The following is a 13508-nucleotide window of genomic DNA, read 5'->3' on the forward strand; positions in this document are numbered from 1 at the left end:
CTGTTTATATTACTACTTCTCATTTCTCGCTGTCAATTTCTGACCGTCATAGTCAATGATGATCGCTGACTGGGTGGACACTTCACCTGCAAGGATCATACGGGCAACCAGCGTCTCGACATTCTTCTGAATAAAACGCTTCAATGGTCTTGCACCATAGACCGGATCATAGCCCTGATCGATGATCGCACTCTTGGCCTCATCTGTAAGCTTGATCGTAATCTCCTGTCCGGCCAGACGTTTGTTCAGATCCTTGACCATAAGATCAACGATACTGCCGATGTTCTCTTTGCTTAATGACTTAAAGATGATCGTCTCATCGATACGGTTCAGGAACTCCGGACGGAAGTGCTGTTTCAGTTTATTCATAACTGTCTCCCGTATCTCATCAGTAATCTCGCCACCGCCTTCTGCGATATCCACACCACCGATATTCGATGTCATAATGATGATCGTATTCTTAAAGTCTACCGTTCTACCCTGTGAGTCCGTGATACGTCCATCATCCAATACCTGTAATAATACATTGAATACATCCGGATGTGCCTTCTCAACTTCATCGAATAAGACAACCGAATATGGTTTCCTACGAACTGCCTCGGTAAGCTGTCCGCCTTCATCGTAGCCTACATATCCAGGAGGCGCTCCGATCAGTCTGGATACACTGTATTTCTCCATATATTCACTCATATCGATACGAACCATGTTCTGTTCATTATCAAATAAAGCTTCTGCCAGTGTCTTTGCAAGCTCTGTCTTACCTACACCGGTTGGTCCAAGGAACAGGAATGAGCCGATTGGCTTGCTTGGATCCTTGATTCCTGCTTTGGAACGGATGATCGCATCGCTGACATATTCAACAGCTTCATCCTGACCGACAACCCTCTTATGAAGTTCATCTGCAAGATTCAGTGTCTTACTCTTTTCACTCGCCGTCAGTTTGGCTACCGGAATACCGGTCCACTTGGATACAATCTCCGAAATTTCTTCTTCTGATACGACCTCATGTACCAGCTTTCGTTCTTTCTCCGATGCGGACTGCTCTGCCAGTTCCAGCTCTTTCTGAGCTGCCGGAAGTTTGCCATACTGCAATTCGGCTGCTTTGTTCAGATCGTAATTTCTCTGGGCAACCTGAATATCATTCTTGATCTTCTCGATCTCCTCTTTCAGGTTACGGATCTTCTCAACGCCTGCCTTTTCATTCTCCCATTTGGCTTTCAGATTATTTGCTTTATCCTTTAACTCTGCAAGCTCTAACTGTATATCCGCCAGTCTCTGCTTGCTCAGGTGGTCTTCCTCTTTCTTCAGTGCGGCTTCCTCGATCTCAAGCTGCATGATTTTTCTTGTGATCTCATCGACTTCGGCCGGCATGGAATCCAACTCCGTCTTGATCATCGCACAGGCTTCATCGACAAGGTCGATCGCTTTATCCGGAAGGAAACGATCTGTAATGTACCGATTGGAAAGTACCGCTGCACTTACCAATGCACCATCCGAGATCTTAACTCCATGGAACACCTCATATCTTTCCTTGATACCACGAAGAATGGAGATCGTATCTTCTACCGTCGGCTCATCGATCTGTACCGGTTGGAAACGACGTTCCAGAGCGGCATCCTTTTCAATGTACTGTCTGTATTCGTCAAGTGTCGTTGCACCGATACAATGCAGTTCGCCACGGGCAAGCATAGGCTTTAACATATTGCCTGCATCCATTGCGCCATCTGTCTTACCGGCTCCAACAATCGTATGCAGCTCATCAATAAAGAGGATTATCTCACCTTCTGATTTCTTTACTTCATCCAGAACTGTCTTCAGACGTTCCTCAAATTCACCACGATACTTGGCACCGGCAACCAGCGCACCCATATCCAGTGCGAATATCTTCTTATTCTTCAAGCCTTCCGGCACATCACCTCTGACAATACGCTGTGCCAGGCCTTCTGCAACCGCTGTCTTACCTACACCAGGTTCACCGATCAGAACCGGGTTATTCTTGGTCTTACGGGAAAGGATCCGGATCACGTTTCGTATCTCAGCATCTCGTCCGATAACCGGATCGATCTTCTGCTCTCTTGCCCGTTCCACCAGATCGTATCCGAACTTCTCCATTGCTTCATAGGAATCTTCCGGATTCTCACTGTCTACCTTTTTATTTCCTCTGATATCTGCCAGAGCCTTTAAAAATGTGTTCCGATCGATCGCCCATGTTTTAAGCAATGGCTTCACATCGGAATCGGCTTTTTCGATCAGTCCAAGGAACAGATGCTCAACCGATACAAAGCTGTCTCCCATCTGCTTTGCTTCCTTTTCAGCCTGAATGAGCGCCTTTGAAAAATTATTTCCGGCATACAGATTTCCGCCACTTACTTTTGGCAGTGATGCAAGCTTATCTTCCACCCTATTTACCGCTGCTGTTACATCTATATCGAGTTTTTCAAAAATCTTCGAAATAAGGCTTTCGTCTATCTCAAGCAATCCTGCAAGTAAATGAATCTGTGCAAGCTCCTGATTATCATATTCCAGGGCTTTATCTTTCGCTTTTTCTATTACTTCAAGCGACTTTCTTGTATATTTGTCCATATCCATAATCATTTACCTCCTGACATATAAAAACTACTGTAATTCAAGATACACTTTCATTACAGTAGTTAACATAACACTTTTTGTTAGCACTGTCAAGAGGTGAGTGCTAATTATTTTTTTATTTTTTCACACACATTTCAGGAATGATCACTGGGTAAAACTCACATCAAAAATCGTACCTCCGGATGGATTAGACCGGACTGTAATTGTCCCATCATGCGCACTTACGATTTCATGAACAAGTGCAAGTCCAAGTCCGACACCACCAAGTTCCCGGCTTCTGGATTTATCCACACGAAAGAACGGTTCAAACACACGCTGCCTGAGTTCCTCCGGGATTCCATTTCCGGTATCCTCTATTGACAGGTAAATATGTTTTTCCTTTTGATATGCGGTCACTGTAACCCGTCCCCCAGAATGATTATATTTTATAGCATTCTCAACAAGATTGTATACCATCCTGTAAATAAGGATATCACTTCCGATCATCCTTATATCCGTGCATTTTCCAATAAGTTTTATATTTTTTTCCTGTGCAAGCGGTTCCAGATCCGCCAATACTTCATCAACAAGAGCATTGACCATTATTACATCGTCTCTCCCCACAGTTTGAAGCTCGCTCATATCCAGAAGGGTTTTTACCATTTTACCGAGTCTGTCATTCTGTTCCGTAACCATCTTTATCGTTTGCTCGGTATCTGCATCATTGCCCGGATGCGGATTGGAATTATATGAATCAAGCTGTATCTGCATTAAAGATAATGGGGTTCGAAGCTCATGTGCCGCATTTGCGGTAAATTGTCTCTGTATATCAAATGCATCCGAGAGACGTTCAAGCATCTTGTTATACGAAACACTCAGTTGGTTCAGTTCTTTAACATTGTTTTCTTCTATTCGTGAATCTGCCAGATTTTGTGCCTGTACCTCTTCAATCTTATCAGAAAACTTACCAATCGGCTTTAGGGCATGTCCACTAATAAAATACGTAGCTACACCACCCAGAAGCGCCAGCAAGGCTGAAATTATCAGGCTGTTTTTTTTGTAGTCTGCCTTGTTATTGTACACCTGAACGGAAAAATCATTTGCAAAATCATCCCAGTTATCCTCCGGAATGCTGATATATATTTCATCCGAAGAGCTTCCGTTATCATCTCCCCTGGCATCAACAGTCTCTTGCAGAGAATCAATATAGTACACACCGTTTTTATAAATAAGCATAGTCAGACATCCACATATAAGCGCAATATATAATGTAATTATACATGTAAGCCTCCACTGTAGCGACATTTTTTTCATCTGTCGGCCTCCTCCCGTATTTTATACCCTTCTCCCACCTTGTTCAAAATCGGATCATATCCGAGCACTGCCTTAAGCTTTCTTCTAAGCGAAGACATATGTACTCTGATTGCTCCACTAAAGCTGTCCACGGATGCATCCCAGACATGCTCCATCAATTCTTCCTGACTTACCGGTCTTCCCAGATTGAGAAGCAGATATTCTAAAATACCATTTTCTTTTCTTGTAAGGGAAACCTTTTTCCCTTTTGCATATGCCTCACGTTTTATCGTATCAAAGCTTATCCCGCCGCTTTCCAGACATACATCCTTCTGCACAAATTTTCTTCTTGTCAGACTTCTGATACGTGCTTCAAGTTCCTTTATATGAAATGGTTTTTCCATATAATCATTTGCACCTGCATCCAGTCCCTCAACCTTATCCGCAATCTGTCCTCTTGCAGATAATATAATAACCTTTGTCTCCTCATTTTCCCGTCTGAGTTCTCTTAAGATTTCCATTCCATCCATACCGGGCAGATTCAGATCCAAAACGATCAGATCATAATCCTCCGTAAGGATACATTCAAGAGCTTCTTCCCCATCATAACAGGTATCCACTTCATACCCAACACCATACAGGCTTTTCGCAACCATATCACATATTTGTTTCTCATCTTCAACTATTAATAATCTCAAAAATCTTTCACCTGTTTCTTAACAAAAATTTTACATCAGCTATTGTATAATACCCAGGTCAGTTGGTCAACAAACACAACAAATGAAAGGAACTACAATATCTTGAAATGCAGAAAAATATCTCAGATCATTTTGCTCATCACAGGAATAGCCATGATCAGCTATGGCGCTGTCAGAGGTGAAGCAGCCACCGTGCTCGGAAAAGCAGTAAAATTATGTCTGGAGTGTGTCGGAATTGGATAAAATTAAGAGATCATTATCAAAAAAAACAGCCAGAATGCGCGGGTGGATACAGGCAGCCGCCACCCTGCTTACCAATATTCATATTTCCAATTTATTTAAAGGTAAAATCTATCAGGGCAAAGCGAAAACAATATGCGTGCCGGGATTAAACTGTTATTCCTGTCCTGCTGCTACCGGAGCCTGTCCTATCGGGGCATTCCAAGCGGTTGTCGGCTCATTCAAATTTAAGTTTTCGTACTACATAACTGGTTTTTTCATTTTACTCGGTGTGATCCTCGGAAGATTTATATGTGGTTTTTTGTGCCCATTTGGATGGTTTCAGGATCTGCTTCATAAAATACCGGGGAAAAAATTTTCCACAGCCAGACTGAAACCGTTAAGATACCTGAAATATATCATCCTGATCGTTTTCGTTATACTTCTGCCGATGCTTGTAACGAACTCCATAGGAATGGGTGATCCGTTCTTCTGTAAGTATATTTGCCCACAGGGTGTTTTAGAGGGAGCTATACCACTTTCACTTGGAAATACCGCTATACGGTCTGCTCTCGGAAAGCTTTTTTCTTTTAAGTGCCTTATTTTAATTACGGTTATTATACTGAGTATTTTGTTCTACAGACCTTTCTGCAAATGGATTTGTCCTCTTGGAGCAATCTATTCATTATTTAACAAGGTCAGCCTTATGAATATCAAGGTTGAAAGCAGCAAATGTGTCGGATGTAACCAATGTTCAAAGGTATGCAAAATGGACGTCGATGTCTGTAAGACTCCGAATCATCCTGAATGCATACGATGCGGAGCCTGTATAAAGGCCTGTCCAAAAGACGCAATCCACTACCAGTTTATGGGAAAGCCATGTTCCCCAAAGGACATCTGCAATCATCCAAAATCAACAAGTAACAATTAGCCACACTACTATTATTTAAAGGAGCAATTATTTATGAAAACAAAAAGAACATTACTATCTATTATCACTCTCTGTGCAGCATTATCTCTCACAGCATGTAACGGATCAGGAGCTTCCACCACTGAAAATTCACAAAAAGTCCGGACAGAATCCACCACTGAAGCTGTGGACAATTCCAACACAAAGCTGGATGATCTATATCAGCAGGAGAACCAGATCTTTGCAGATCATGCAGATGTATGGAACAAGGCATTCGGCATGATGAATAAAAGCAACGCTGATCCGAGCGGCAATTATGCAGATTATCTGGCCGGCACCGTAGAATCAAACAAGGAAGCCTTTACGGATGATGAACTGAAAACGCTTACCGATGATATTGAAACTATCAGACAGATTGAAGAACAGATATCCGAAATCGAAAATAAAAATACAGGATCAGAAAGCACTGACCAGAAAGACAGTTCCGAAGAAACCTCCCCTTTCAAGAGTTTCTCCGGTAAGGATTTTGATGGTAATTCTGTTGATGAAAGCCTGTTTTCCAATAATGCGGTAACCGTCGTTAATTTCTGGTTTACCGGCTGCAAGCCTTGTGTCGCCGAATTGTCCAAGCTTAATGAATTAAACGATGCCATCAAATCGATGGGAGGCGAAGTAGTAGGTATCAACACAGAGACCTTTGACGGAAACGAAGATGCTATCAAAGAAGCTGCAGCCATTCTTGACAGTCAGGGTGCCAAATACCGCAATATTTCCATTGACTCTGATTCAAACGCAGGTAAATATGCCTCCGACATCATGGCATTTCCTACAACCATACTTGTCGACAGAAATGGTAATATTGTCGGAGATCCTATGCTCGGCGGTATAGATGACCAGAATAACTATGACACTCTTATGAAACAGATTCAAACAGTAATCGATGCTGACAAATAGAATGAATAATCAGATTCAGGGGCAGGATAAAAAGCAAACTTTTTATCCTGCCCCTGATTGCATTCTTAATCATGCTCCTTTACAATCAATTGACCATACAATAAATATATCCGGGAATATACCTGCTGCTGCAATTAACTCTGCCTTGTCTAACAAAACAACCATTTCACTTCGCAATATATTATTTTGTTATCTTGATCTTCTTTACTGTGCTGTACTTACCATATACCTTCCTGCCTGTGGAATCCTTCTTATATGCACGAACCCGTACATAATAGGTCTTTCCTTTTTTCAGCTTCTGTATGGTCTTCGTTCTCTTCGTTGTATTGACAACCTTTTTACCCTTGGTGAACTTAGAATTGGTCGCATATGTGATCTGATATCCCTTTGCCCCGGATACCTTTGAATACCTCACAACCAGATTCTTGCCCTTCGTATTCATAACCTTAAGTCCGGTTGTCTTCTTCACCTTTACCTTCGACCACTTCGCATATATGGTATAATTTTTCTTTGAACCTTTCTTGATCGAAGTGATTTTCTTCGTGCATTTACGATCTGTATACCAGCCCTTGAATGCATATCCCTTCCGGGTCGGTTTCTTTAATACAACCTTCTTCGCTGATGTATAGGTCTTCGGATTCTTCTTGTTATTCTTACCCTTATTTAACTTATATGTAATCTTATACTTCTTCTGGCTTAACTTACTAACCTGATGTTTCTCTGTCTGTTTACATACGGAACAGGTTCTGCTTTCTTCCCCTGCCTTTGAGGTAGTCGGCTTCACTGTCACTGTCCATGCAGTCCAGATATGACCCTTTGCTGCTATACTGACATTCTCCTGCACCGTCTTTCCACAGGTATCACAAACATAATGTCCGCTTCCTGCCATCGTACAGGTTGCTTCCTTATCTGTTATCAGACGTTTTGCCTCATGATCACAGATAAGCTGCGCCAGCTCTCTTATCTCAACCGCTCCACATACAGAACAGGTTCTTGTTTCTTCTCCTGCCGCATCATAGGTAGCAGGTGTAACAACCTTCCATTCTCCACAGGTATGTTGATCCGCAAATTCAACCACGATCTTCTGTGGTTTTGTCACATTTTTGATCGTATACTTTCCATCTGCAAATTCTATCCTTGTGCCATTTGCAGATACAAGAACACATCGACCGGCTGCAGCCTTAACTGTAAAGGAATAATCCTCGCCATAACTGATCGTTTCTCCCTCTTTCTCCGGAAGGATCGTATAATCATCCCCACCGGATGGGATCGTAACCTCATACCGGTTCGGGATCACATCTTCTGCTTTCACATCTATGATGTAGTCTTTTCCAATGTTCTTAATGGTATAGCATCTGCCATCTGTCTTAAGTGCCTCTGCCACTTCATCAGACAGTTTATAATAGTTGCCATCAAATCCCCTCACCGCTTCGTACACATAGACAACCGCATGGGCATTGCTATATCTATCTCTTGCCGATAATGTATAGTCTGAATCTTCAACTACGTCGCCACCTGTCTCTTCCAGGTAGTCCCGCGCATTCTCTGTAAGAGTAACTCTGTAATACTCGATGATTCCGTCAGGTTTCGTATTTGTCGCTCTGTTCATCGAAAGCTTAAGATCCCGACCGGTTACATCCGATTCCTCTAATCTGACACCGACTGTTTCACTCTCTGCCTTCCAGTTATTCTCATAGTACTTTATGGCTGCTAACTGATATTCTGCCTCTTCTAATTTCTCGAACCGATAAGAGCCATCTTCTGCTGATGTCGTCTTTTTTGTATCATCGTTTCCTTTTAATTTAACTGTTACACCCGGCACAGGATTGCCTTCCGGATCGCGAACAGTTCCGGAGATCGCATAGGTCTCTATATTCTTTTCAAAGATTGCTGTGTAGGTCTCGCCCTCAAAAACACCGTTTACCGCAGTTGGATAGAGTCCGGTTATGGAATAGGACGGACTACCCTCCTTGCTGTCAACCCACTTCACGAAATGCCAGCCAAGATCTGCTACCGGAAGAACTCCCTTTGGCGTTCCACTTACTGCCTTGATCGTCTCTGTCAATTCACCGGAACCGGTCTCGTCACCTACCCATTTTACTGTTCCATGCTCGCCGGCCTTGTAGGTAAATGTAACCTCTGTTTCCTTTGTTGTAATCTCTACCGTATGATTTGCCGAGATATCGGATATCGTATAATTGCCATCCTCATCCGGCGTCAATGTCTTGCCTTCTAAGCTTACCCCTTCTAATATGCATCCTGTATCCGGTGTTACTGTAAATACAACAGTCTCACCGGTCTCGGTGATAAGCTCTTTCACTTTCTTCTTATCAACGCTTGCCGATGCATAACTACCTTCCGTCAATTTAAATTCCAGAGTGTACAGGTCATATGCTTCTGCATATACATCCTTATCTGTAGTTAATACATGCGTGAAATCATACAAGGTCGTAAGTTCCTTATCTTCATACCAGTCGAATGTATGAATCGTATCATTCTTTCCTGTTACAGTCGGTGCCTGGGTCTCGGTAACTGCATGGTTGTAATTCGTATATCCATATCCTGCAAGATCTTTACCACCGGTCGTATAATGGAAGGTCATCTGCATAACGCTTCTACTTGTTTCTTCCTCTGTTAAATCAAGATACGGATATCGTTCGATTTCTGCTCCGCTTATTATCTGTTTCCATACAAATAACTGCTTTCCTCCGGAAGCCTTCAGATCTTCATTGATACCATTCTGCAGCTTCCAGGCAGCCTTACCGGATTCAAAATCTTTCACTGTCATAGCTTCATTATCAGTAAATGTCACCTTATGTCCCTTCAAATCCATGGAATATCCGTAAGCTTCCACATCAATATCTCCCACATAACAGCAGGCAGATACCACTGCATTTCCCAAATAAGATGAAACACAACCTGCAATAGGCGCTGCAAATGCATGCGGTTCATTATTCTGGAAGCTGGTTGCAACATTTGTTGTCTTTATATTCGTGGAATAATTATAGCAGTCTCTTATCAGAGCATTCTCTACCCCTCCTACAATTCCTCCGGTATGGGAACCACCTTCAACGTCTCCTGTATTATAACAGCCGTAGATCGTACCCTTACTACATATTGCATAAGCAGCAATACCTCCGGCGCAACTGTCCGAAGCTGTAACAGCTCCTGTATTATAACAATAATAGATTCCATACTGTGACAGAGAAACCGGAACCAATTCCTCCGCTTCCGCAGAACCGCTTCCCGAATCATCTGAAGATCCGCCGGATGTATCTTCCCACCCCCCAATGGATGGATTTACGATTATTACATCACCGCCTTCTGCCACACCGGTTCCTGCTGCAATACCTCCGACATATGTTCCTGTAAGTGCTCCTTTATTATAGCAGTTAGCAACATATCCCTTGTTATCTCTTACAATACCGGCTGCCTGACCGGTTGATGTAATTGGCGCTTCATTATAACAGTTCAGGATCTTGCCATTATTCCAATCACAAATTCCTCCCACATCTCCGCTAATGCGTCCTCCGGTATTATTGATTGCTCCACGATTGACACAGTTTTTTACAATGCCATAATTCATATCTACTATGCCAAAGCAATTTTCACGCTGTTTATCGATCCATTCTACATCTGCTGTATTCACACAGGCATCCATAATTCCATAATTCTTATATACAAAAACAGCACCGCCATGCCCACAATATTTTGTGCGCAGTCTTCCGGCTGTACAGTTCGTAACGGATCCATTATTGAACCCTGCAAATACTGCACATGCAGTTACATAAGACTTCTCTATCGTCAGATTCTTTAAAGCTCCCAATCTGCCGATATATCCGATCAGTCCGCCCTGATTATCATATCCCGGATTTTTCCGATACAAGCCCCGGATCGTCTTATGATTTCCGTCAAAAACTCCCTGATATATAATGTTATATTTCGTAAAATTAACATTATAAGATCCGAGAGATGGCCAGTTGATCACATTTGTCGTTTCATCTGTCCATACATCCCATTCACTTGTATCATTCATCTCAATATCATTGCAAAGAACGACATTCTCCGACAGATGTGCCGTAGCATCATCTCCGTTTCCATTTACATAATCAGCAAACCAGTATAACTGTCCAGCATTGCTTACTGCATAGTATCCTATGTAATTTTCGTCTAATCCAAATGCCTTACAATTCTCCGCCGTGACCTGCTCAGCCGGCTGATAGGAACCATCCACCGTTGCAAATCCATTTTCATCATAGGTCAGGCTCTTGCTGACTTCTCCACATGTACTACATTCTGCCGTATAGGTATATATGCCATCCTTTACACCGGTCAACTTCCAGCCCACCTTTTCCTCATGGAAAGTGATGTGATCTCTTGGCACACCAAAGGTCTCCGTCAGGCATCTGTAAATCTCAAATGAATGTACCATATAGTACATGCTCTTTAAACTATTCGCTATCGTCTCTTTTGATTTATCTCCATAATCTGTTAAAGTTAACTGTAAAGAATCGTTATCTTTGTGCGGAATCTCTACCATCGTTCGGTTCCATGAACCACAAAATACATTCATATTTAACTCTTTTAAAGAAAGAGGCAGCTTAATCTCACGTTGTTCTTTCAGATTTGTATTATTTTCTTTATATGTAGAAAATAAGCCTTCCGGCAAGGTATTCAAGGCACATCCGTCTTCAAATGTTATGTACTTGATTTTTGCATTTCCGCCACCATCCAATGAAGTCGCTGTAAAATCCGTCAAGCATTTTGGATATTCAAGGCTTCGCAGATTACTGATGCTAAATGCCCGGGTTCCAATGGTAGTCACGTTCTGCATATACGGCAGCTCGGTTATATATATATAACGGAACGCTTCATCTTTAATTGTCTTAACACTGTCCGGAATCCGAAGTGATGATACCTTTGAGCATCCCATGAAAGCCTGCTCTTCAATCATCTCTAACTGATCAGAAAGTTGTATATCGGTAACATTACCGCAATATGCAAATGCTGCTTTTCCAATTGATGTCACGGAATCCGGAATTACGATCTCCTGCAATCCGTCACAATCATAAAATGCACATATACCGATCGTTGTGACTGTACCAGGAATCACAAGCTTCTCCATCTGATCCAGATTTCGGAATGCTGATTCTCCGATCGTTGTAAGTCCTTCCGCTAATTCAACATCTTTCAAAGCGTAACAGGCATAAAAAGCTTCCTTTCCTATGCTTTCAACCTTTGAGCCTTTTTCGAACCGGATCGTCTCAAGATACTGTGAATTATAAAAGCACCTCTCCGGTATCGTTTCAATGGAAGCCGGAACCGTAAATTCTTTTAAAGACTTACAACCGTAAAGTAAATATTGAACATTCTTTCCAAATGAAGTAAGCTTGCATCCTTCCTCAAATGTAATCTTCTCCAGTGACTCATCCATATAGAACATGCCATGATTGAACGAACCTGAATTGAATTCTGTAACAGATGCCGGAATCGTGATCTCCTTCAGCTTCTTCTGTTGCTGCACCAGTGCTGTTGTTAATTTCTGCATCGTACTTGGAAGATAGATATATTCATACTGGAGATTTTCTGGTGGACTATATACATTAAAATATGTCAGTCCTTCTCCAACTTCTACCTGCACGATATTGTACTTGGCAAATACGTCTGCATAACCTGAGAATACACTAAACTCACCAGCCCTGCTGCTGTTTGTATCTACGCCTCCATATGTGATCGTAGCAATATATTTTTTCACTGATGTATCTTCTGTATCCACTGCATCTGCTGTGTCTGCCGTAGCTTCCGTATCTGCTGTATTTTCTGCAGCTGCATAGATCCGCCATATATTTCCGTTGTTATCTTTTTCCTCCACCAATGGTTCACCGGTCTTCTGATAGTGATATCCGGTTTCTTCATTGGTTACTTCACCAGTATCTTCACCAGATTCTGCCCCGGCCGCGTCATCCGTCTGTGCATACGTTGTCACAGACCCATAAAGCGTTATCGGCGTCGCAACCGCAAGCATGGCAAGCATGGCGGCTGCCAGATAATGCTTTTTTCTCTTTGTTTTTAATTTACTCATATTTACCTCCCTTTCATTCATGCACGTATCCCTTATATTCCTAGTACCCCTGCATCCTGTTATACGGATGCTGTCGCATAGTTTATGATCATTTCCTTTAAACGTATCAACTCCGGCATATAATCCCTGTTATCCTCTGCGCCCCATATAAAGCCTCCCGCGTAGTAGGTACATGCTGCCATCATCGTATGTACGGTCACACGGATAAATTCATCCTCCGGTATATCCGTGCGAAAGGTATGATCTTCCTTTGCTTTCTCATACATCATATGCAATCGGGTATCAGCCGAATACACCGACGTATGAATATTCTCAAACTGTTCCGGATCTACGCCCTCATGTGTGACGTAGTGATTAAAGTTATCATTGTACTGAAGCAGTTCCTTATGGTTCAGATACATTTCAATATAACTGTCCAGCGTGAATATGAATCGATCGATCGCCGGAATATCCTGAACCGATGAAATCGGTCTGTTTCTATCGAGCTCATCCAGATATGATTTCCACTGTGCCATACAGACTGCGATCGCCAGTTCTGTCTTATTCGAATAACACCGGAATAAGGTCGCCCTGCCGATACCGACCGCCTCTGCGATCTCGCCCATACTTACCGCTTCAATCTTCTTTTCTACAAAGATTCGAAATGCAGTATCCAGGATCCGCTGTCGTCGTTCATTTTCTTTTGCTTTTTGTTTCTCTGATTTGTTCATTACCATGTTCCTTTTTGATACGTACTGTATCATTAATTTTATAGGAAATAAAATGTGTTGTCAATACGCACAAA

8 protein-coding genes are annotated in these 13508 nt (G+C 42.3%); 3 read left to right on the forward strand and 5 right to left on the reverse strand.

The window, feature by feature from the left end:
* Positions 1-12 precede the first annotated feature (12 nt).
* From clpB to LK416_08185, 3 genes are all read right to left on the reverse strand, one after another.
* Positions 13-2589: an ATP-dependent chaperone ClpB gene (clpB, locus tag LK416_08175; protein UEA73668.1), complete on the reverse strand. Its 2577-nt coding sequence runs from the start codon at positions 2587-2589 to the stop codon at positions 13-15.
* A gap of 144 nt (positions 2590-2733) precedes the next feature.
* On the reverse strand, positions 2734-3882 hold the full coding sequence (locus tag LK416_08180; protein UEA73669.1) for a HAMP domain-containing histidine kinase: 1149 nt from the start codon (positions 3880-3882) through the stop codon (positions 2734-2736).
* Positions 3879-4559 (reverse strand): response regulator transcription factor, encoded by a 681-nt coding sequence (locus tag LK416_08185; GenBank protein ID UEA73670.1) that lies wholly within the window; start codon positions 4557-4559, stop codon positions 3879-3881. Before LK416_08185 ends, LK416_08180 begins: the two co-directional genes overlap by 4 nt.
* Positions 4560-4658: 99 nt before the next feature.
* Here LK416_08185 and LK416_08190 point away from each other — a divergent pair, with 99 nt between their 5' ends.
* From LK416_08190 to LK416_08200, 3 genes are read left to right on the forward strand one after another with little or no spacing between them, the layout of a single operon-like run.
* On the forward strand, positions 4659-4802 hold the full coding sequence (locus LK416_08190) for a thioredoxin (protein UEA75889.1): 144 nt from the start codon (positions 4659-4661) through the stop codon (positions 4800-4802).
* A complete protein-coding gene (locus LK416_08195; protein UEA73671.1) occupies positions 4795-5709 on the forward strand; it encodes a 4Fe-4S binding protein in 915 nt (304 codons plus the stop codon). Before LK416_08190 ends, LK416_08195 begins: the two co-directional genes overlap by 8 nt.
* 33 nt (positions 5710-5742) lie before the next feature.
* On the forward strand, positions 5743-6642 hold the full coding sequence (locus tag LK416_08200) for a TlpA family protein disulfide reductase (GenBank protein ID UEA73672.1): 900 nt from the start codon (positions 5743-5745) through the stop codon (positions 6640-6642).
* Between the two features lie 181 nt (positions 6643-6823).
* On the opposite strand, the gene LK416_08205 is transcribed toward LK416_08200, so the two are convergent.
* The gene (locus LK416_08205; GenBank protein UEA73673.1) at positions 6824-12724 is read right to left on the reverse strand and encodes a leucine-rich repeat protein; all 5901 of its coding nucleotides are present in this window, start codon (positions 12722-12724) and stop codon (positions 6824-6826) included.
* A 59-nt stretch (positions 12725-12783) separates the two neighbouring features.
* A complete protein-coding gene (locus LK416_08210) occupies positions 12784-13434 on the reverse strand; it encodes a TetR/AcrR family transcriptional regulator (GenBank protein UEA73674.1) in 651 nt (216 codons plus the stop codon).
* Positions 13435-13508 lie beyond the last annotated feature (74 nt).

Source organism: Lachnospiraceae bacterium GAM79 (genome assembly GCA_020735665.1).
In the GTDB taxonomy this organism is placed as follows: Bacteria; Bacillota; Clostridia; order Lachnospirales; family Lachnospiraceae; genus Coprococcus.